The organism is Advenella sp. S44 (assembly GCF_002810445.1).
Lineage (GTDB): Bacteria > Pseudomonadota > Gammaproteobacteria > Burkholderiales > Burkholderiaceae_B > Advenella.
Genome location: NZ_NEXS01000008.1, coordinates 1 through 21112, shown reverse-complemented (window position 1 = coordinate 21112; position 21112 = coordinate 1). Strand labels below are relative to the sequence as shown.

General features: G+C 51.9%; 23 protein-coding genes and 1 tRNA gene. 11 read left to right on the top strand and 13 right to left on the bottom strand.

Annotation, left to right across the window (positions count from 1 at the left end; all coding sequences use genetic code 11):
• Positions 1 to 232: 232 nt before the first annotated feature.
• Positions 233 to 1462, top strand: a complete 1230-nt coding sequence (locus CAP48_RS12965; RefSeq protein ID WP_100697388.1) for an MFS transporter — start codon at positions 233 to 235, stop codon at positions 1460 to 1462.
• A gap of 37 nt (positions 1463 to 1499) precedes the next feature.
• Positions 1500 to 2102, top strand: coding sequence for a glutathione S-transferase (locus CAP48_RS12960; protein ID WP_100697386.1), 603 nt, complete (start codon positions 1500 to 1502; stop codon positions 2100 to 2102).
• A gap of 162 nt (positions 2103 to 2264) precedes the next feature.
• Here CAP48_RS12960 and CAP48_RS12955 read toward each other — a convergent pair whose 3' ends face one another.
• Both CAP48_RS12955 and CAP48_RS12950 read right to left on the bottom strand, forming a co-directional pair.
• Positions 2265 to 2618: a hypothetical protein gene (locus tag CAP48_RS12955; RefSeq protein ID WP_100697384.1), complete on the bottom strand. Its 354-nt coding sequence runs from the start codon at positions 2616 to 2618 to the stop codon at positions 2265 to 2267.
• 86 nt (positions 2619 to 2704) lie between these two features.
• Positions 2705 to 3709, bottom strand: coding sequence for an NADP-dependent oxidoreductase (locus CAP48_RS12950; RefSeq protein ID WP_100697382.1), 1005 nt, complete (start codon positions 3707 to 3709; stop codon positions 2705 to 2707).
• Between the two features lie 481 nt (positions 3710 to 4190).
• Between CAP48_RS12950 and CAP48_RS12945 the strand changes: the two genes are divergently transcribed.
• A complete protein-coding gene (locus CAP48_RS12945; RefSeq protein WP_100697380.1) occupies positions 4191 to 4670 on the top strand; it encodes a nuclear transport factor 2 family protein in 480 nt (159 codons plus the stop codon).
• Between the two features lie 8 nt (positions 4671 to 4678).
• On the opposite strand, the gene CAP48_RS12940 is transcribed toward CAP48_RS12945, so the two are convergent.
• Positions 4679 to 5125, bottom strand: a complete 447-nt coding sequence (locus CAP48_RS12940; RefSeq protein ID WP_100697378.1) for a universal stress protein — start codon at positions 5123 to 5125, stop codon at positions 4679 to 4681.
• Between the two features lie 276 nt (positions 5126 to 5401).
• Between CAP48_RS12940 and CAP48_RS12935 the strand changes: the two genes are divergently transcribed.
• The 5 genes from CAP48_RS12935 to CAP48_RS20245 all read left to right on the top strand — a co-directional run bounded on the left by CAP48_RS12935 (position 5402) and on the right by CAP48_RS20245 (position 7679).
• Positions 5402 to 5776, top strand: a complete 375-nt coding sequence (locus tag CAP48_RS12935) for a hypothetical protein (protein WP_153045704.1) — start codon at positions 5402 to 5404, stop codon at positions 5774 to 5776.
• 139 nt (positions 5777 to 5915) lie between these two features.
• On the top strand, positions 5916 to 6194 hold the full coding sequence (locus CAP48_RS12930; protein ID WP_153045703.1) for a hypothetical protein: 279 nt from the start codon (positions 5916 to 5918) through the stop codon (positions 6192 to 6194).
• Between the two features lie 83 nt (positions 6195 to 6277).
• Positions 6278 to 6958: a metallophosphoesterase gene (locus CAP48_RS12925; RefSeq protein WP_100697372.1), complete on the top strand. Its 681-nt coding sequence runs from the start codon at positions 6278 to 6280 to the stop codon at positions 6956 to 6958.
• A gap of 172 nt (positions 6959 to 7130) precedes the next feature.
• Positions 7131 to 7514: a penicillin-binding transpeptidase domain-containing protein gene (locus tag CAP48_RS12920; RefSeq protein ID WP_100697370.1), complete on the top strand. Its 384-nt coding sequence runs from the start codon at positions 7131 to 7133 to the stop codon at positions 7512 to 7514.
• A gap of 9 nt (positions 7515 to 7523) precedes the next feature.
• Positions 7524 to 7679 carry a hypothetical protein gene (locus CAP48_RS20245; RefSeq protein ID WP_161495261.1) on the top strand — a complete coding sequence of 52 codons (156 nt, stop codon included), beginning with the start codon at positions 7524 to 7526 and terminating at the stop codon, positions 7677 to 7679.
• A gap of 88 nt (positions 7680 to 7767) precedes the next feature.
• Here CAP48_RS20245 and CAP48_RS12915 read toward each other — a convergent pair whose 3' ends face one another.
• From CAP48_RS12915 to CAP48_RS12885, 7 genes are all read right to left on the bottom strand, one after another.
• The gene (locus CAP48_RS12915) at positions 7768 to 8013 is read right to left on the bottom strand and encodes a hypothetical protein (RefSeq protein ID WP_100697368.1); all 246 of its coding nucleotides are present in this window, start codon (positions 8011 to 8013) and stop codon (positions 7768 to 7770) included.
• 349 nt (positions 8014 to 8362) lie between these two features.
• The gene (locus CAP48_RS12910; protein ID WP_100697366.1) at positions 8363 to 8797 is read right to left on the bottom strand and encodes a hypothetical protein; all 435 of its coding nucleotides are present in this window, start codon (positions 8795 to 8797) and stop codon (positions 8363 to 8365) included.
• Between the two features lie 159 nt (positions 8798 to 8956).
• A tRNA-Thr gene (locus tag CAP48_RS12905) sits at positions 8957 to 9032 on the bottom strand.
• A gap of 114 nt (positions 9033 to 9146) precedes the next feature.
• Positions 9147 to 9404 carry a translation initiation factor IF-1 gene (gene infA / locus CAP48_RS12900; RefSeq protein WP_100697364.1) on the bottom strand — a complete coding sequence of 86 codons (258 nt, stop codon included), beginning with the start codon at positions 9402 to 9404 and terminating at the stop codon, positions 9147 to 9149.
• Positions 9405 to 9876: 472 nt separating this feature from the next.
• Positions 9877 to 11100, bottom strand: coding sequence for an MFS transporter (locus CAP48_RS12895; RefSeq protein WP_100697362.1), 1224 nt, complete (start codon positions 11098 to 11100; stop codon positions 9877 to 9879).
• A gap of 52 nt (positions 11101 to 11152) precedes the next feature.
• Positions 11153 to 12016 (bottom strand): amidohydrolase, encoded by an 864-nt coding sequence (locus tag CAP48_RS12890; RefSeq protein ID WP_100697360.1) that lies wholly within the window; start codon positions 12014 to 12016, stop codon positions 11153 to 11155.
• A 271-nt stretch (positions 12017 to 12287) separates the two neighbouring features.
• Positions 12288 to 13274, bottom strand: a complete 987-nt coding sequence (locus CAP48_RS12885; RefSeq protein WP_369806355.1) for a Bug family tripartite tricarboxylate transporter substrate binding protein — start codon at positions 13272 to 13274, stop codon at positions 12288 to 12290.
• Positions 13275 to 13419: 145 nt separating this feature from the next.
• Between CAP48_RS12885 and CAP48_RS12880 the strand changes: the two genes are divergently transcribed.
• Entirely contained in the window at positions 13420 to 14340 is a 921-nt protein-coding gene (locus tag CAP48_RS12880) for a LysR family transcriptional regulator (RefSeq protein ID WP_100697356.1), read from the top strand.
• Positions 14341 to 14567: 227 nt separating this feature from the next.
• Positions 14568 to 17912 (top strand): acetate--CoA ligase family protein, encoded by a 3345-nt coding sequence (locus tag CAP48_RS12875; protein ID WP_100697354.1) that lies wholly within the window; start codon positions 14568 to 14570, stop codon positions 17910 to 17912.
• Positions 17913 to 18142: 230 nt separating this feature from the next.
• On the opposite strand, the gene CAP48_RS12865 is transcribed toward CAP48_RS12875, so the two are convergent.
• From CAP48_RS12865 to CAP48_RS12855, 3 genes are read right to left on the bottom strand one after another with little or no spacing between them, the layout of a single operon-like run.
• Positions 18143 to 19153 carry a tripartite tricarboxylate transporter substrate binding protein gene (locus tag CAP48_RS12865; protein WP_100697352.1) on the bottom strand — a complete coding sequence of 337 codons (1011 nt, stop codon included), beginning with the start codon at positions 19151 to 19153 and terminating at the stop codon, positions 18143 to 18145.
• 48 nt (positions 19154 to 19201) lie between these two features.
• Positions 19202 to 19987: a cyclase family protein gene (locus CAP48_RS12860; RefSeq protein ID WP_100697350.1), complete on the bottom strand. Its 786-nt coding sequence runs from the start codon at positions 19985 to 19987 to the stop codon at positions 19202 to 19204.
• Entirely contained in the window at positions 19984 to 20646 is a 663-nt protein-coding gene (locus CAP48_RS12855; protein ID WP_100697348.1) for a TetR/AcrR family transcriptional regulator, read from the bottom strand. Before CAP48_RS12855 ends, CAP48_RS12860 begins: the two co-directional genes overlap by 4 nt.
• A gap of 298 nt (positions 20647 to 20944) precedes the next feature.
• Here CAP48_RS12855 and CAP48_RS20480 point away from each other — a divergent pair.
• Positions 20945 to 21112 (top strand): transposase (locus CAP48_RS20480; protein WP_153045702.1); only part of this gene is annotated, 168 nt, incomplete at its 3' end.

Sequence of the window (21112 nt, the reverse complement as noted above, 5' to 3'; positions counted from 1 at the left end):
GCATGTTTCCTTGTCCCGATGCGTTCTGACTGTGGTTTAATGATCCAACTGCTTTGTCGCGCTAAACTGTGTCGCGCTAAACATTACTGCGTAAAGCAAAATGCAGGGAAAGCAAAAAAGGTATTTGGTGGCGGCAAAGCAGGGTGTGAACCAGAAAGCCGCAAGCCCGGCTTGACGCTGTTATTTTATAATAATACTGGTTAAATATATAGTATTTCGTATTTGGTTGCCCATGTCTGAAAAAGAATCTGAACAGTCTTACCTGACAACACCTGTGCTGTTATTAATGGCCATCGCTTGCGGCCTTTGCGCTGGCGGAAACTATTTTAACCAGCCGTTGCTCCATTCCATTGCCGTCAGTCTTGGCATCACCGAGGCGCATGCAGCCCTAACAGTTACCGTAGCCCAGGTCAGTTATGCACTCGGACTGCTTTTCATTGTGCCGCTGGGCGACAAATTCGAGCGCAGGCGGCTTGCGGTCGGCCTGATGGTGCTGGCTGCGGTCGGACAATTTATTAGCGGCTTTGCGCTCAACAGTGCCATGCTGTTTACCGGAGTCGGCATGGCAGGGCTGTTTTCCGTGGCGGCGCAGGTACTGGTGCCGATGGCGGCCATTCTGTCTGCGCCTTCCCGTAGCGGTCGTGCAGTGGGCATGGTCATGAGCGGGCTGCTCACTGGTATTTTGCTTGCCCGAAGCGTTGCCGGCTTGCTCTCGGGCATAGGCGGCTGGTCTACCGTATATCTGGTGTCAGGTGTCGTCATGCTTGGCATTGCAACTATTCTTTGGCTTAAGTTGCCGTCCTCCAGAAACCCTCAGGCCCAGGCGTATATGTCCATTCTTGCTTCAATGCTCACATTGTTGCGCGAGCAGCCGCGCCTGCGTACGCGTGCGCTCATGGGCGGGCTGGGGTTTGCATCGGTCAGCGCGCTGTTCTCGACAATGGCTTTGTTGCTGGCTGGACCAGCTCATGGTTTAAGCGACGTAGCCATTGGCCTGGTGGGACTGGCCGGCGTCATGGGCGCCCTGATGGCCTCTTTGGGCGGGCGTCTTGCCGACCGCGGGCTGGGCGATACAGTAACGGCGGTCAGCGTGGTATTGTTGCTGGTCAGTTGGGGATTGCTATGGCTGGGCCATAATAATCTTTGGTGGTTTCTCGCTGGCATGCTCGTTATCGATCTGGCGCTTCAGGGCATCCACATCAATAATCAAACCACCATATTTGCTTTGCTGCCGCAGGCGCGATCGCGTTTGAATGCAGTGTACATGACCAGTTACTTTGTTGGCGGCGCCTCGGGATCGACACTTGGCACGGTGGCCTGGACATATGGCGGCTGGGCTGGCACGTGCCTGCTCGGAGGCCTGCTGGCGATACTGACCGGGTTGGCTACATGGGCTGATCGCAAGGCCAAGGCAGATATTCAGCATGCCGGATCCGCGTCTACCCCTGTCATAGGGTCTTAGTATTTAATTTTGAATGATTTTTATCGAGGAGACATAAATGAAAATTTTTTATTCTGCCGCATCGCCTTTTGTGCGCAAGACAATGATCGTTGCCGACGAACTGGGAATCGTGGATCGAATTGAGCGTCTGCCGGCTGCCGCAAATCCTGTTAATCGCGATCGCAATATTATTCCGTTCAATCCACTGGGCCAGGTACCGACATTTATTACTGATGATGAGCAGGTACTGTTCGATAGCAGGGTCATTTGTGAATACCTGAACACCACCTTCAAAGGTAATCTGTTTGGCGATGAACATACGCGCTGGAAGATGCTTACGGATCACGCGGTCGCAGACGGCGCGATCGCGGCCTCCTTGCTGGTGCGCTACGAGCTGCTGGCACGACCACAAGCGTTACGCTGGGACGAGTGGGTGGAAGGGCAGACCGACAAGATCACAACGGCATTGCAGTACTTTGAAGGGAAGGCGCCGCAACTGTACGACCGAATCGATATCGTCACCATTACCCTGGCGTGTGCATTTGATTACCTGGATTTCCGGCTGCCAGAGTACAACTGGCAAAAGCGGTTCCCTGGTTTGAAAGAATGGTATGACAAATTCAGCGTGCGTGAAAGCATTGCCAAAACCAAGCCGCAGTAACCGTTTCTGGATTGCCGCTGATGGCCACTTGGGTGGCCATTGCTGCGTGCAAGCGCTTTGCCAGTGCCTGTTGCGAGCGCCGCAACGGACATTGAAGTCAAAACAGACTATCGTTGCAATCTGAGATCTTGCAGCGCGGATCGTTTTGCGATTTGTCGCCGGTCATTCCTGGACCTTATTATGCGATTCCTGCAGGGCCTTGTTCTTTGCCCGGGTGTCCCAGACAACCAGTCCAAATATAAAATTGCAGAGAACCCATATCAGAATGATGACTGTAACACCCATGCCTTCGGTGTCTTCCGTTCCCCGAGGTAGCGCACTGGACTGCGAGTCCTGGTCCAGCAGGCCCATGCCCACCACGACCCAGCAGATCATGGCCACGTTAAAGACGATAAAAAGCCACTTGACGACTTTACCCGTCAATGTACGCTGTGGTTTTTCCAATTGAAAACCACAAGAGACGCATTTTGTGGCCGCGTCTTCAAGTTCGGTGGTGCACTGGGGGCATATTTTCATTGGGGATTTTTCCTGTCAGCCGTGGTGCCAATAGTTTACTACCGCCACCTTTTACGGCGCCCGGTTCTGGCTTTTACGCAAGCTGACTACAGCCGGATAAGCCGCTTGCCCAGGTTTTCTCCACGGTATAGTTCGGCAATCGCACCGGGAGCCGTGTGTATGCCCTCGGTAATGTGCTCTCGATAAGTCAGTTTTTTTGTCCTGATTAATTCCTCAAGCTGAGAAACATAAGAGGCATAAGTATCCTTGTGGTCGAACAGGATGAACCCCTGCATGCGGGCCCGGCGGGTCAGAAGAATGCGGTTTACGCGAGGCCCCACTGGGGGCGGATCCCAGCTTTGGATTGACGCCGTACCGCATACAATTACACGGGCGCCGATAGCCAGATGCCGTATAACGGCGTCTGAAATCGTGCCTGCCGTGTTATCGAAATAGATGTCCACACCATCCGGGCAATGGGCTTTTATGGCCGAACCGATATCGTCGGTCTTATAGTTAATGACATGATCATACCCAAATGCTTCATAGCACGCACGCACCTTTTCCTCGGAACTGGTTAGGCCGACGGTACGGCAGCCCAGTGCTTTGGCAAGTTGTCCCACGCAGGAGCCAACACCTCCGGCAGCTGTGGACACGACAACCGTTTCCCCAGATTTGGGAGATCCCAGCTTGTCCAGTGCGGTCGCTGCTGTCACGCCGTTTAGGCCTAATACGCCCAGATACAACGACGGCGCCAGATCGCTGGCGCTGACGGTCTGAACAATTGCCTCAGGCTTGACAGCGGCATAGGTCTGCCAACCGAACCAGCCCATTACGCGTTCGCCCTTGTTAATTGTTGCTGCGTTCGATTCAATGACCGTGCCGACACATAGTGATCGCATGACGTCGCCGACGCGCACACTTGCGTAGTTGTTGGCGTCGGCCAGCCACCCGCGCATTGCCGGATCGACAGACAGCCATTCGTTGCGCACCAGAATCTGGTCGGCTTCAAGCTCAGGAACCGGAAGCGTTTCCAGTTTGAAGTTTTCAGCAGTCGGTATGCCCGAGGGCCTGGAGATGACACGGACGATTTCGTTTTCAAGCGCTTTCATAGATTCCTCTGTGTGCCGGCCATCGCCTGCCGGGCTATTTTATTCCGGTGCCGCTACGTTCAGACTCAAGTGTATCGCGAGTTGCTTGCGGCGTCTCGTGGACGAGCCCGCGCCCAAAAGACGACGGGACGCTTGTATGATATTGTTGAACTGTACGTATCCGGGACAGACCCTGATATCCCTATCCCGGGCGTGTCCATCCCGGGCGTGTCCATCCCGGGCGTGTCATATATCACGCGAGTCACCGAAACGCATCGAATTCCACGTCGCAATGCCGGATAAGGCGGCAGACCGAGCCTGGCTGTGGGGATAATGCATGATATGGACTGACGGCAATATCGACAGCCTTGCCAGTATCACCGACAAGCCGGTGCGATGCGTATACTTCGCGTCGATGCAAAGTACCTTTCACAATTTGTCGTTGTCCTTTAACAGTTGCTCATTGTTTTATTGCTTTACATTATTGAAATAAGGAATGTACATGAATACGACATCTGAAATGCGCCCGCCTGTGCCGCCTTTTACGCGGGAGACTGCGATCCAGAAGGTGCGGATGGCCGAAGACGGCTGGAATTCACGCGATCCGCAGCGTGTATCTCTTGCATATACCGTGGACAGCAAATGGCGAAACCGGGCCGAGTTTGTGAAGGGCAGGGAGCAGATTGTTGCTTTCCTGACGCGCAAATGGGTCAGGGAGCTGGACTATCGCCTGATCAAGGAATTGTGGACTTTTGAAGACGAGCGCATTGCCGTGCGATTCGCCTACGAATGGCATGACGACTCCGGACAATGGTTTCGATCTTATGGCAATGAAAACTGGGAATTCGACGGCAATGGCCTGATGTCGTGTCGACATGCTTCCATTAATGATTTGCCAATTGCTGAAAGCGAACGCAAATTCCGGTGGCCGCCAGGCAGGCGGCCTGATGACCATCCGGGACTGAGCGATCTGGGATTGTAAACAACAGCCTAGTCTTGAGGAATAATGGTCACCGGGCAGACTGCGGAGTGGATCATGGCATAGCTTACACTGCCGAGCAATCCGGAAAATAAGGGATTCGAGCCGCGTGAGCCCATCACGACCATATCCACCGGCCAGTTGCTGTTCTGCTGATCGTTGACCTCTTGCACAATGCACGTCTTGGGATCCCCGATCAGCAATTTGGTTTCATAGTCTACGCCGGCTTGTTGTAATCTGGCGTTTACCGGTTCCATCACTTCATTGAACAATTGCTGTTGGTACTGCTCGATATCCTCGTGCTTGAACAGCGTCTTGGCGTGAATGGTCTGAAAGCTCGGCTGGACATTGACCACAAGCAGTTTCATGGCGGCCGTTTTTGCCAGCGACGTGGCCCACTCCAGCGCCTTGGCTGCGTTTTTTGACCCGTCAATTGGGACTAAAATGGTTTTGCTCATTGTCTACCTCTCAAAACAGGTAAGAAGGGAGCCCCCATATATTGCGCCGGGGATGTTATTCAAGTGTATAACAACCACAACTGTAATGATCATAGGGATATCTGATTACGTTCAGATTAATGTAAGAAATCTTTTGTTACTTTACTGATTTACGGATCGCTGAATACGCAAATACAACCAGAGATTCTTGACTATCAGAGAGCATTGAGCATGAAGAAAAGCCTAATATTTACGACTTCCGGTTTGCTACTGCTGGCCTCAATTGGCGTTGCAACCATGACAAACACAGTAAACGCGCAATCGACATCCCGCGGCGCTGACGCGCATCGGGACAAAGTATCGAAATCGGAGGAGACGTTTCTTGCCGGTATATTCTCGGGAGACGATATTGAACTGAAGCTCGATTCCAAAGGCAGGTTTGTGCTCAGCGGAGACGCGCTGGAAAAAACGCTGCATGGGAACTGGACCCTTGAAAAATCGGGATTGCATACGCTATTGCGCCTGAAGGCGGATAACAACAGCGAACAAGACTGGCTATTTGGGCTGCGATCGAATAACACGTTGCAATCGGTGGATGGCGGAAAACTGAAACAGCTGGACAGGCCGCTCAATATCAACGAAGACGTGGGCGTACTGACTCGTGTCAAATAGGACAATGGCCGTGGCAAACCGGTGATTGTCATGTCGCATTCGTGCATTGGCGTTGCGTGTCCACTGGTCGGGCGCTACGCTGCATCTGTTATTCAGGCATCCTATAATCGATGAGTAATCGGACAAGATGGAGATTGCAATGGATTTATGGGCTCAGCTAATTGGAATACTTATGGTAGTCGCCACGATTGCGGCTTTCTTTTTTGCGCCATCAGGCCGAGAACAGGAACCGCTTTATGTCCGCCAGATAGTGGCAGCGGTATTTGCATTTTGTGCTGCGGTCGTGTGCGCCTCTCTTTTCTATTTTTCGCCGTCTGAGACAGAAGGCACAGAAATCGTGTTTGCCGTCATCAGCGCAGTTGTGATGGTGGCAATCCCCGTCTGGTATGCCTATCGACGTCGCAAGCGCAACAAATAGCCTTTTCTGGCCAACGGCCTTCGGAAAAAGACCAGGGCCTGATCCTGATCCTGATAAAGCGCGATGAAGGGAGAAGAAGATAAATGGCATATGTGCACAAGTTCGAGTTGAATCGAAAAGGACGTGATTTTGTTGTCGGCGACATCCACGGCCACTATACAAAACTGATGCAGGCATTGGCAACGGTGGTGTTCGATGGGGATAAAGACCGGCTTTTCTGCGTAGGTGATCTGGTCGATCGCGGCCCTGAAAATGAACAGGTCATTAAGCTGATCGACACCGGCTGGTTTTTTCCGGTTTGCGGCAACCATGACGATTATGCCATTCGTTACCATCGCATTGGTCGGATGGATGAGGATAATTACCGGCTCAACGGCGGAGGCTGGTTCATTGAGCAAGCCTCGCATGATCGAGAAATGCTGGTTGCCAGGCTGGAGCTGCTGCCCATGGCCATAGAAGTTGCGACGGCAAACGGACGAATTGGCATCGTTCATGCCGATGTGCCGTGTCGACACTGGAACGATCTGGAAAGCTATTTTGATTCCAAGTCACACCGCCAGCGCGCGATGTGGGCACGCGATCGATTTGAACGCCAAGACGTAACACGGGTAGCCGGGGTCGACCATGTTGTTGTCGGTCATAACTACCACCCCATGATTATGACACTTGGCAATGTCCATCATATTGATACAGGGGGGTGGCTACCGGTTGAGTACAAAGGGTATTTTACCTTGCTGGAAATCAGCAAGCCGGGGCTGCTGTGACCGCGATAGTTGGCCGGCGAGCAACGTTGGCAGCTATTATGCAAGTATTAGGAAAGGAGAATCCAATATCACTATTGGCCGGTATTGGGCTTGCGGTTGCGCGAAACGCACTAGGCAAAATCAGATTACGACTTAGGAGCCCTGCAACGCTTCCTCGAAAACAGATTGCACGATATCTGGCAGAGTTCTGATACATTCTTCAGGTGCAATAGACCATTTCTGGCTGAAAGGTGAACTGAAAATATCTGCACTTGAGCAGATTGCGTTCTTGCAACGCTTTTATTTTCAGCAGCTCGGAGTTGCCAGACGGAGCACCGAAATCGTAAAACGGGCGATCGTATTGGAAAAAACACCGTCATGGACCTTAAGCGGCAAAACCGGCATGGTCGGTTTTGGCGATGCAACTGGCGTCAAGCTGGGGTGGCTGGTGGGTTACGTGGAGACTGCCGATAACACCTATATCTACGCCATGAATATGGACATCACAAAAGCAGCGGGCGGGCAATTACGCCTGGAGGTGACCAAGTCTGTACTCAAGGAGCTTGGACTAATCTGATCGTGTAGTATGGAAGAATCCGGCGCGCGCATCTATCACTTATTTAAAGGTGTACGAGTGGCTACCAGTGCAATCGAAATTCCGGAAGAGGGAAAAATTACGCTGACCATTGAATGCCAAGCGCTGGATTATGAACGGTTTATAGACTTCTTTAACGCGGGATAGAGGCAGTCGGCCGCCAGGTCTGTGTTAGCGCTGTGCCAATGATCCAGCCGACCTCTGCAGATCATGGCACAGCAATGCACGCCTGACCTTATTCAGGATTTCCGAATTGCTTGTCCAGTGTTTCCTTGAGCGCATTCACAGCAATTTCGCTTGGATCATCAAACTGATGTGTATGCTTCCTATCGGCAATGACGTCTGTTGTTACACAGGATTCTGCGCCCCGAACCAAATTATTGGATGGCAATTCATACGCACGCCAAACCACTACATCGCCATCTGATTCTTGCCGAAGTGCAAATTGTCTGCCGTTCACTTCATGGATGATATCTGTCATGTTTAACCTCCGTTGTTGTACTAATTATTTAATGTTACGCCGGATTTGATATTCGATGCGGTATCGGACAGGTGTTTAATTGCAGGCGTTTCCAATTCCATCGTGATAAGCGCGTCTGCGTCAATGTCAGGGCCGGCGGATCGTGTCTTGAAACAGTAAGCCCGTCTTCTATCTCTTATTAGATCATTAATATATCAGATCGTCTGTCGTTTGCTGCGTGACGGCCTAAATACCGTTTATAACTGCCAAATCAATTTGCCGGCATTCCGACGCCAGTGGAGGGTCTTGGCTCCACGCGGTTGGAACGCAGGGGTATACCGGGTTTGGTGACTGTCCTCCCGACTGCGGACTAATAGGTATGTGGTTGTACACCGAGTTTTATAAGGCGTTGCTGCAGTCCTTTCCATCGACGTGAAACCGTAGGGTTTTTTAATGGATCCTTCTTAAACATACGTTGCATCCATCCATCCAACGTATTTCTCTGGGACCTGAACTGCTTCATTATGAGTTCGACCTGCTCCCTAGTCCAAAAATCAGTCTCTGGGCTTGAATTCAAAACGCTGAAGTTTCTTATGAAAAATGGGCCGATTTCGTTGACAATGATGTTTTTCAAGCTGTCGAGTGAATAACCCATTGGCGCAACGTTTCTTGCGACCATATCCATATGCTGGTCAAACTCTTCTTGTGTTTGTTCTACGTTAACGAAAATTTCACTTAGCGCGGTCCATATATCGAGCCGTTCTTCAATCTGTTGATCGGTAAAATCGACGGGATTCTTAACCATGTTAGAAAATTCCGTTTGCGTGGGCAAATCTTGGGGAGGTTTGTGTCAATTTGCGAGGGATACAGTATCGAAAATTAGTATCGAAAATTTCATTTCATCCCGATAAGCCATTGATTTTTATAGTTACTGACAATGTTTAATCAAGGGGTGTTTATGCAGTGGTGCCGATAATAGGAGTCGAACCTACGACCTTCGCATTACGAATGCGCTGCTCTACCAACTGAGCTATATCGGCAGTCTTACAGAGTCGAAAATTCTAACATATTTTTTACGCAAGGCTTGCGGCAGGATATTGCACGAATATCTGCCCGCAAGGCTGCCTGCGGTGGCTATCGGAAGCCGGTGCGCATCAACGGCGACGTGGGCGCGCTGGGCCTGGCGCACGGCCTGCGATGTGACGGAAGGTGATGCGACCTTTGCTCAGGTCATAAGGTGACATTTCAAGGGTGACTTTATCGCCAGCCAAAATACGAATATGGTGCTTGCGCATTTTGCCGCCGGTGTACGCAATAATGGGATGCCCATTGTCCAGCGTGACCCGGAAGCGGGAATCAGGCAATACTTCTGTAACAGATCCACTCATTTCAAGTAGTTCTTCTTTCGCCATATATTGTTCTCCTGTAAAGATTAATAATCAACGGCAGATGCGGGGCAAAGTGGTGCAACCCAAGAGGCGCGAACACACGAACCACGGCAAGATGCCGGAAAATGCAAATGCGGATGCCAGGCGCTTTCGCAGAAAGCTGGTTCTGCACTACCACTCACGAAAGCGGGTCGTACTGCAGTCTGAAAAATGATGTTTGTGCACAGAAAACGATGCTTCTGGTGCCATCAAGTGAGGGAAGTTATCCGTTTGATACTGGTATGGTTCACAAGGTCATACCGACGGTAGGCGTTGTGTCTGTTCGTGAAGGCGCCCGCCAGGGCATTGCCATCACGGCTTGTTGGATTCTGTTTTTATATAGGACCGTACGTTGTTTATTATACACTCAATTGTGATATTCCCTAAAATATGTTGTGTTTTTGGAACATAACAGGACTGTTTTTTTCCAATATACGGCAGATACGTCGCTTTTTGGTCAATCGGTCAGCTCTTTACCCTTTGTTTCCGGCAGCAGAAACGTTGTGAGTAGAACAAGTACATAGGCACCCGTCGCAAACGCCGCAATGGCGCCGGCCAGACCCATCGTCTGACTCAGATAGCCGACCAGCCCCGGGAAAAGGGCGCCCACACCGCGCCCGAAGTTATAGGAGAAGCCTTGACCATTGGCGCGAATCGCGGACGGATACAGCTCGGTCAGGTAGGCGCCAATGCCGCTGAAAATCCCTGAGGCTGCAAAACCCAGTGGAAAGCCTAATATCAGCATCTGCGTATTGCTAAGAGGGAGCGCGGTATATAGATAGATGCAGACTCCTGAAAATACCGAAAACAAGATCAGGTTGGCCTTGCGCCCGAATCGGTCGGCAAAGTACGCCCCAGCGATATAGCCGCAAAATGAGCCGGCGATTATGACCAGCAGATAACTGCCTGTACCGACAACAGACAGGTGTCTTTCCGTTTTCAGGAAGGTTGGCAGCCAGGTCGTAATGGCATAGTAGCCGCCTTGCACCCCGGTGCAGAGCAGGGCGGTAAGCAGGGTCGTCTTGATAACACCTGGCGCGAAGATTCCCCAGAGACTGGACACATTTTTTTGTTCGAGTACTTTTTTCTTGAAAATCTCAGGCTCAGGAACGTGGCGACGAATAAACAGCACCAGCAGTGCTGGCAAAACGCCGATCCAGAACAGACTGCGCCAGGCCCACTCGACCGGCAAGATGGAAAACATAAGCGTATAGATGAGCGCCGCGGCGCCCCAGCCAATGGCCCAGCCGCTTTGCACCGTGCCCACTGCCTTGCCCCGGTGTTCGGCCCGGATGATTTCGCCCATCAGCACCGAGCCCACGGCCCATTCGCCGCCAAAACCCAGCCCTTGCAGTGCCCGCAGGACAAAAAATTGTTCAAAATTTTGTGCGAAGCCAATCAGCACCGTGCATACCGAGAACCAGAGAATGGTGATCTGCAGGATACGTACCCGGCCATAGCGGTCGGCCAGGATGCCGGCGCCCCAGCCGCCGATTGCTGAAAAGAGCAATGTGATGGTGCCCAGGATACCTGCCTCGGCATTACTGATGCCCCAAAGCTGGATAATGGCGCTAATGACAAATGTGAACACCATGAAATCGAAGGCGTCGGTCGCCCAGCCGCCGAAAGCGGCGATAAAGGTGTTTTTCTCTTTCCGATTCAATTGCGTGTACCAGTTCATCTGGTGTCTCCTGTGACGTGTCTGGCTTGATTAGTTCCGGAGCGGTCTGTTTTCAGCTTGAGAATTCGTAAAGGACGGCCGGGTTGTCCACCAATATCTTCTTGCGTTGAGCGGGGCTTGGAGCCCACTGAGCCAGCTGGCTCAGCAGTAAACCGGTATCAGGCATGCGGGGAATGGACACATGAGGCCAGTCACTGCCCCAGACCATGCGGTCTTCATTAGTCGCAATCAGCGCCTGGGCCCAGGGCACGACGTTAGCAAATTCAGGGAAATCGTCACTGATGCGATATGCTCCGGACAGCTTGACCCACCAGCCATGGTGTTCGATCAATTCCTGCATTGCCCGAAATCCGGGATGGTTTATGCCTTCAGCCACAGGCATATGACCCATGTGATCAATGACGCCCGGTACAGGTAGTTGTTTCAGGCGCGGCAGCAGTTCAGGTAGCTGGCGTGCGTCCATCAGAAACTGCATATGCCAACCGTAATTAGCAATTTTTCGGGCGAGGTTCTCCATGGCCTCAAAGCCGGTGCCTCCGCCGAAAAGTACATTGATTCGCAGACCCCGAACCCCAGCCTCATGCATCTGCCTCAATTGGGCGTCTGTGACGTTGTCCCGGACTACGGCGATGCCACGCAACGTGTCCGGGTGGCGTTCAAGCACCTGCAGCATATAGCGATTGTCATCGCCATACACGCTGATCTGCACGAGGACACCGCGTTGCATGCCGGTGTGGTCAAGCATGGATAAATAGCGGGTTTCAGGCGCTGCGGGCGGGGTATAACTTCGATCGGCGACAAACGGGAACGCATTGGTATCGTCGGACACGACATGGGCATGGGTATCGCAGGCGTTGGCAGGAAGTTCAAAGCCAGGAGAGGCTATCTCCTGCAGTGGGGCAAGACATAACTGCATGATCACTCCATTTAAAAACAGGGCGTTTGCATGCGTTTTATAGTAGCAATGATGCGGGGCGCGTGTCCAATATTATGTTGGTTCAGGTCGGAGCTGAACGTGTTGGTGCTACGGATAGCGCAGGATTTGCTGTACCGACGTACACATCAATTTCGATGCGTGGCGCGCCAAGGTCGAAAGTGAGTTTTTGATTTAGCGGGCTTGCCGTCGAGTCATGACAACCGTTACAAAATGTCCATCATCAACATAGCGATCAATTTCCTGCAAAAATTCACGTTCCCTTTATGCCGGCTGTTTTGATTACCTGGCTCCATTTTTGCGTTTCGGCATCAATAAAGTCGCCGAACTGGGCGGCGTTACTTTGCCGGGATTCCAGCCCCAGTGCTGATAGTTTCTGCTGTATGTCCGGATCAGACAGAGCCCGATTGATCTGATCATCCAATCGTTTCACAATCTCTGCGGGCACGGCAGCCGGGGCCATGAATCCATACCAGCCGGATGCAACGACATCCGATAACCCCTGTTCACTCAACGGGGTTGCGTCGGGATAAATTGCACTAGGCGTGGTAGAGGCTACGCCAAGCACACGCAAGCTTCCGCGACGGATATGCGGCAATGCGGCCGTGATTGCGGTCAGCGTCGCGTCAATTCGTCCCCCCGCCAGTAAATCGGTATAGGCTGCAACATCGCCGCGATATTGAACGGTCAGTCCCTTTACTTTCGCATTGCGAAAGAGTAGTTCGCTGGCAAGGTGAGGCAATGAGCCATAGCCTGGGGAACCAAAAGTCAAACCTTTGGACTGTCCTCTTCCGTAGCTGATCAAATCCTTAACAGACCCTATCGGTGTTTTTGCATTAACAACCAAAAAAAGGGGCGCCACTGCGGTCATGGCGATGGGTTTCAGATCTTTGCGCGGATCATATTGAAGCGTGCCATACAGTGCTTCCAGCGTCGTGTAGGGCGCCGCAGCATACAAAATGGTATATCCGTCATTTGGTGCATGTGCGACGAAGCTATTGCCAACCCGCGTTCCGGCCCCGGTTTTGTTCTCGACGATAAAAGTCTGTCCCAGATGCCGTGCAAGATAGTCGCCAATCATTCGTGCGGACAGATCATTGGGGCCCCCCACTCCATAGGGTGAGACAATTTTAACCGGACGTGACGGCCAGTCTTCCCGGGAAAATGCCCGTGGAGCGAGGCCGCTGCAGATACCCGCAACAGCCGTTCCCAACAACATGCGTCGATTTATTCCCATCATTGTCTCCTGGTTATTTGAATCGTTGTACCGCTGACCGGTAGCCTGATAAGCAGGGCAGGCGTAGACCTGCTGATATAATAGGTCGCCCGCTCTATACGGACAAGCTTGATTTTCTTTTCAATTTAAAGGCCTGGGTTATAAATCCATGTATGATTCCGAACCGAAGCGACGCGCCTCTACGCCGGAAATCACGCTGCGTCAATTGCGTGCGTTTCTTGCTGTTCTTGAATCCGGCAGTTTCTCCGAAGCCGCCAGTACAATGCATTTGTCGCAGGCGGCGCTCAGCGGTCTGGTCAAGGAGCTGGAAAGCCGATTGGGCGTACGTCTGTTGGATCGTGATACGCGCAATGTCAGCGCATCGCCTGTAGGTGTCGCATTTGAACCTCTGGTGCGTCGACTGCTTGGTAATTTGGAAGAGGCGCTGGAGAGTGTGACTAACCTGAAGGAGTTGCGCAGGGGCGTGGTACGCGTTGCAGCGCCAGAGCCCTTATCGTGTACGTTGCTTCCTGAGCTCATCGCTCGCTATGAGAAGCAGAATCCTGGTATTGACGTTCGATTTGAAGATGTGCCCATCGAACAGGTATTGTCTCGTTTGCATAGCGGCAGCGCAGATATCGGATTTGGGCCGGAAGGCGTGCCGGTTGACGAGGCTATACAAGCTCATATGATCAGGGCCGATCCGCTATGGGTAGCTTTGCGAGGGGATGATCCTCTGGCGGAAAAAAAATCGGTATGCTGGAAGGAACTGAGTAACAGGCCACTCATCAACTACATGCCTAATCTGACCGTCAACGTATTGAGCAACGTACCACAACGACACCATCCTCCCAGAATTATTTCTGTGCATCGCGTCAATACTGCGCTTTCCATGTTGCGGGTTCGCCATGGCTATGTGGTCTGTCCATCAATGGCCCGAGATCTGGTAGAGGGATTTGGCTTGACGTTTCGTCCACTATCACAGCCTACTGTCACTTGGCGTATCGCAGTCTTCGCCCGGCACCGGTCATCATTGTCTCCGGCGGTGGAGAGCTTTCTTGATTTCACCCTGAATACACCATCTGTGTGATTGACTTTGCGCTTGTGCAAGATAGCACTCAATGCCTGGCTTTCGCCAGTTTTGCAGATCAAAACCTGACTATCAATTAATAATTAATTATTATTAAACTATCATAAATTACAGTTTGTCTTATAAAAAACGGATCGCTATCATGGCTCTGTCGTCTCTATGGGTTCAATAAACTGAATCTGTCGTGCATTCTGCAGAGACATATCACGCGAATTCGCAGACAAACTATGATCCAGACCAATCTCGACTCTTTTTTATCGCCAGCATCCATTGCAGTCGTAGGTGCATCCTCCAATCCGGACAAGATCGGTGCCGTTCCTGTACGTTATCTTGTCGAACACGGTTACGAAGGTGCGCTATATGCCATCAATCCCAACGGGGCACAGATTCACGGACGTCCTGCCTTTGCTTCGCTGCTTGCGGTTAATCAACCAATAGATCTGGCCATTTTTGCTATTCCGGCAAGCAGCGCCGAGGCGGCGCTGGAAGATGCAATTGCCAGCGGTGTAAAAAATATTGTCATGTTTTCTGCAGGGTTCGCAGAAGTGGGACAAGCAGGAAGCCTGGCGCAGGATCGGTTGTCTAGCAGAGCCCGGGCTGCCGGCATTCGGATACTTGGTCCTAATTGTCTGGGGTTCATGAACGTTGCCCGGTCTGTGTATGCTACCTTTTCCCCAGTATTGAGTGTCGGGTTGGCCAAACCAGGCCCCATTGGAATCGTCAGCCAGAGTGGGGCCTTCGGTGCCTATGCATATGCCATGGCACAGCGGCGCGGTGTCGGCCTGTCGAAGTGGATAACGACGGGAAACGAGTCGGATATTGATATTGCGGATTGCATAGCCTGGATGACATGTGATCCGGATACTAAAATTATCATGGCCTATCTTGAAGGTTGCCGCAACGGCGTCAAGTTACGACGGGCACTGGAGCTGGCACGCGCTTCAGGAAAGCCGGTGGTACTTGTCAAGGTCGGACGTACCAGACTGGGAGCGCAGGCAGCGGCTTCGCACACCGCAGCCTTGGCAGGTGACGATGCTGTCTATGACGCCATGTTTCGTCAATGTGGCGTCTGGCGAGCCCGCTCGATCGAGGAGTTTTTTGATATTGCCCAAGGCCTCGCCGTGGCTGGAACCCCAGTCAACGGGCGCCTGGGCTTGCTTACGGTATCTGGCGGCGTGGGCGCGATGATGGCGGATGACGCGGCTGATGCTTCAATTGATGTAGCGCCGTTATCCTCTGCAGTTCAAGCGTTGATTCGCAATAAGATACCTCTGGCCGTTACCGACAATCCTGTTGATCTGACCGGTCAGGTAACCACCGAACCGGAGCTGATCGAATTGGCTGCCCGAGCTATGTTGGGAGAAGCAGATTATGGTAGCCTTCTTATATTCCTTGCTGCCTATGGTAGCACTCCGATCATGCTGCGACTTCAGCGCAAGCTGGCCGAGGATTTGCGACGTGATTTCCCAGACCGAGTAATAATCTTCAGTGCACTCATCGGTACTGAACAACAGCAGATGCTCGAAGCACTAGGTTGTTTGTGTTTTTCGGATCCAGCAAGAGCCATTCGCGTCCTGGCCGCCATGAACTTTTTTGCAGCGCATTATGAACGGCCTTTAACACCAGACCAACCGAAGGGTGAGGCCGTTCATCTGCATCGCGAGATCTACAATGAGGCCGAGGCGATGGATCTATTGGCCGGTTTCGGTTTTTCTACCATCCCGCAGCGTCAAGCCCAATCTCGCGATGATGCAACTGCCTGCGCCCGTGATTTGGGTTTTCCCGTGGCCATGAAGGTATTGTCCGCTGACATTATTCACAAGAGCGATGCTGGCGGCGTTGTCTTGAATATACGCGATGAAAACGAAGCGGGTGCCGCTTATGACAGTATCGTGGCAGCGGTGGGCAGCGCAGAACCCACTGCTGAGTTGGACGGCGTGCTTATTGCACCAATGATCCGGGGAGGCATCGAATGCATTCTTGGCGTGCGTCACGATCCCTCACTGGGGGCTGTTGTCATGTTGGGTTCGGGCGGAACCAATGTCGAATTGATGGGCGATATTGCACTCAGGCTTGCGCCTGTCAATCGTGAGCTGGCTCAGGAGATGATCGGCGAATTGAAAATAGCGCCCCTGTTAACCGGTGCCCAAGGTTTATCAAGTGCGGACGTCAACGCCCTAACTGATGCCATCGTGCGCATCTCGCAATTCGCACTGTCGGCTGGCAACAGCCTCATTTCAATGGAAATAAATCCAATTATGGTGATGCCCAAAGGCCAAGGTGCAATCGCACTGGATGCCGTTTTATTGACTCGTTCCCCAATATCCGCGACACAACCAAATGCTTGTTCTGCCGTAATGGCCACGTTGCCGCTGTTTGAGATGGCACGTATGCGGGCTGCAACAACCCCACGGCGTCATTCCGTGCAGGGTTTTGCAGGAGACGCTCCCGACTCAAGCATGCGCTGGGTGAATCAATTTACGCATACACGCCGCTTGCGAAGTCCTGACGATAAGGAAGTTGTCACACCCAATAACGACACATTGTTTTCGAATGCCTGGCTTGATTTGTCTGGCGGTCCGTTGATAATCGACGTGCCGGCTTTCGGTTCTCGCTATTGGGTGTTGGGGTTCCTTGATGCCTGGACCAATCCGTGGGCCTATGCGGGTCGGCGAACCACAGGCGGTGAGGCGCAACGGCTGTTTGTCCATGGACCTGGCTGGGAAGGGGAAATCCCTGCGGGGATGCATGTAATCAGTTCGCCCAGTGAGGATGTATGGATCATTGGTCGTATCTTGGTGGACGCAGATTCGACAGATCTTGCGAAGGTGCATGCTCTGCAAGATCGCTTTGCTATCTACAGGCCGGACGGTGCGTCGGCGCTGTGCACCGTTGATTGTCTTATCGAAAATCGAGATACGGGGATACCGGATGCGAACGAATATTTGCGCGTGCTGGATGTGATGCTCAGACGTAATCCGCCTGCGGCGCCGGTGCCGGGATGGCCGCCTGCCATATGCGACCTTCATACAGCGCTGGCCGAGGTTTATACCAATCTGCGCGAAGTGGCCAATTCATCCGCACTGGGTGGCGGATGGACGACAGCTATCAATATACGCACCGGGTTCAAAGATGACATTGTGACGCGTGCAAGGGTAGCACGCAATTGGATCGGCACGCTCGGGGTCGACGAGGCGATGTACATCATGGCTGAAGTCGATGCAAGAGATGAGGCGCTGACAGGAGAACGACGCTATGTCTTGCGCTTTGCGCCCGGTGAAGGCCCGAAGGTCGATGCATTTTGGTCTATCACGTTATATCGCCGCAGCGACTGCCTGCTTGTTGCCAATCCTATCAATCGATATTCCATCGGTGACCGGACTCAAGGTTTGCGCCGTGATGCAGACGGTGGTCTGAGCATTGCTATTCAGACAGATAACCCTGGGTTAGGAAAAAACTGGTTGCCGGCGCCGTCAGGAGAAAACTTCTATCTGACCTTGCGCCTATACCAGCCGCAACGACCACATCTTGAAGGTACGTTCTGTTATCCGGCTATTGAGCGACTAGATTGAATACAGATAAGTCTATGACAAAAGAAATATCGTTAAACATCAGGTAAGTAAATTATTACTATTCGCATGGCGGAACCCGGTGATGGAGGTGCACGTAATGGGCGCAGTAGATGCCATCAAAGCCGTTTGGACGCAAATGCAATTGCAGCAATATGGTCGGATCACGGCTTGATGTAGGTAGATATAAAGGCGGTAGTTTAATGTACCTTATTACCGATTCCCAACACGCGCTACTCAACCTTAATATTCGACTCTCGGATCACATTCGACCATTTTTTGGTTTGGTCTTGCATAAACTTGCCAAATTCCGCCGGTGAAGAGGGTGCCGCCTGGATAGCCTGTTTGTTAAAAAAAGCAGCCATTTCTGGCGTGTCCAGAACATTTTTGACTTCTGTATTCAGTCGCGAAATGATGTCGTCGGGAGTGCCTGCCGGCGCCAGCACGCCGATCCAGGATTTGGCTTCAAAAGACGGATAGTACTGAGTGATGGACGGCACGTTCGGTAATTGAGGTATTGACTGCTTTGTTGTAACCGCAAGCGCTTTGAGCTTGCCTGCGCGGATGTGTGAAAGGACAGAGCTTGTGCTGACAAACATGACCTGAACGCGTGCGGCCAGTAAATCGGCAATGGCGGGCGCGCCGCCTTTGTATGGTATATGCGTGAGATTGATGCCTGTGGTCGACTTGAATAGTTCGGCAGCCAGCTGGTTTGAACTGCCTGCGCCTGTTGATGCATAGTTCAGGGCGGCGGGATCACGTTTTGCCATTGCAACGAGCTCCGGGACGCTATTGGCTGGTACGGAAGCCGGTACGGCAAGAACCAAGGCCGATGTGCCGAGCAACGATATCGGTGTCAGGTCCTTGTCGGAGTCGAATGGCAACTTGTACAGAAGCGGGTTGATGGCATGTGTGTCGAAAGCCATCAGCAATGTGTATCCGTCCGGCGCCGACCGGGCCACCTGTGCGGCACCAATCGAACCGCCAGCCCCCGCTTTGTTCACGACCACTAACGGTTGCTTTAATGCGTTACTTAACTGGCGAGCCATGGTTCTGGTCACGACATCGACAATGCCGCCCGGGGGAAACGGTACGACTAGCTCTATCGGCTTTTCTGGGTAAGCTGCAGTTGCCGGGTTGGCAATAAAGGAGAGCATGACGACGGCTAGTGTGATTCCGAAAAAACGTGCAGTGACGTGAGAGAATTTTTCTTTTGCAATTTGCTTGTATTGATAGAAAGGCATAATAAAACCATTGTCTCGGTGGTTATAAAGGAGTGGAGTAAGGCGTTGCTATTCCAGGATCGCCACTGTCCGACACCAGCCGGCCGAGGCATCTTTGATCTTTATGGGGAAACAACTGATCGTGAATCCATGAGAGGGCAGTTGATCCAGGTTTGTGAGCTTTTCCATCTGGAAGTAACCGATTTCACGGCCTGCTTTGTGTCCTTCCCAGAGGATGGCCGGATCTTTGCTTTTATTGAACCGCTCAATGACATACTTGAATGCGGGATCCCAGCTGTACGAATCGGTACCGACAATCCGGACGCCTTGCTCCAGCATCCACAGCGTTGCGTCGCGCCCGAAACCACAGGCACTTTCCCAATAATCCGGTTGCCCGAGCCTGGCTCCAGCGCGCGTGTTGGCGACCACGATATCCAGGGGTTTGAGTTCGTACCCGATGCGCGTGAGTTCGTCCTGTATATCTTGTGGCGTGACCACGTAGCCTGCTTCAAAGTGACGAAAATCCAGCTTGACGCCTGGCTTCAGGCACCAATCCAGGGGTACCTGATCGATGCCGGGCGCGGGCTCGCCTCCCGCCGTCAATGCATGATTGGTGGTAGGGTGGTAGTGCCAGGGGGCATCCATATGGGTGCCAGCATGGGTTGATAATGAAATTTTTTCCACGGCCCAGGCTTTTTGGTCGGGCATGTCCGCGGGAGTGACTCCCGGCAGAAGTTTGCCGAACAACTCCCACGAATCGTCGTGATTGACGTAATCTATTTTCGGTTGATGGTGGGCCGGAGAAGTGGGTTTGTCCTCAAGGGTAACTGATAAGTCGATAATTTTTCGAGTCATGTTTTTCCTTTTTTTCTGCGAGCAAGTAGGGTGACGTTTGGCGCCGCAAATCCGGCGACTACAAATGCAACCAGCTGGTTGATGATGACGGTGGGATCGTCAGTGTCGCAAAGCCCGGCCGATAGCCTGTTGAGACGATGATAGTTTTTATCACCATCGCTGATGATGTACATCATTGCACCAATGGTGAACGAGTAGCGCCAGAATGCTTCCGCTCGATTTAATCCCGGCGTAACTTTCATAAATGACTCCACGAAAAGCAGCGCCATGGCGTCGTATTGCTCAAAGATCGCGGCGTTGGTTGTTGCCTGGGGCAGTGCTCTGGCTTGCATCAGAAGCCTGACCAGAAGCCGGCTGTCGCCAGTGGTCCTCAGGCTGTGCATGATGGGCGGAGCGACCAGCGCATCCACAATTCGTTCCAGCGTCAGCGTCCCGTCTCCTGATAATTTTTCAAGCGCTTGCATACGCAAGGCGTTGATTGGCTGGGCGACCGATTCCAGTACGACCCGTATCAGATCATCCTTATTGCCGAAATGGTAGTGGATCGCAGCGACATTGACGTTGGCGTGCGTCGTAATATCTTTTAATGTAGTTGCATCAAAACCCCGTGTGGCAAAAAGGGTAAGGGCACTGGTGGTAATTTTTTCTTTGGTCGACATGCATCTGGATTTAAATATAAATTTCAAATAATAATTTGAAATTTATATTTAAATCTTGCCACTGTCAAGATGTTTACAAAAAATTTTGTCTACATGTTGAAATGACGGCAAGTTATTTTGTATTCCCATATAAAAAATAATTGCAGCTGGCAAATTCCCAACTGTGACATATAGCGTATTCAATTGTGTAAAAGCACATACCACTTTCCAACTCAAGTTTATTTTATGTAACTATCCCCTAAAATAATACAGCTGAAGCGTAGAATTTTTCTTACACTAAGAAAAAAGGATTTTTACGATGAGCAAACGGATGACAGAAAGCCAAATTGTGGCGATGTTGAAAGAAGCGGAAGCTGGGATACCGATTAAAGAGCTGTGCCGCAAGCATCATGTAGGTAACTCCACATTTTATAAATGGCGAGCCAAATATGGCGGCATGGAGCTCTCCGACGTAAAACGACTCAAA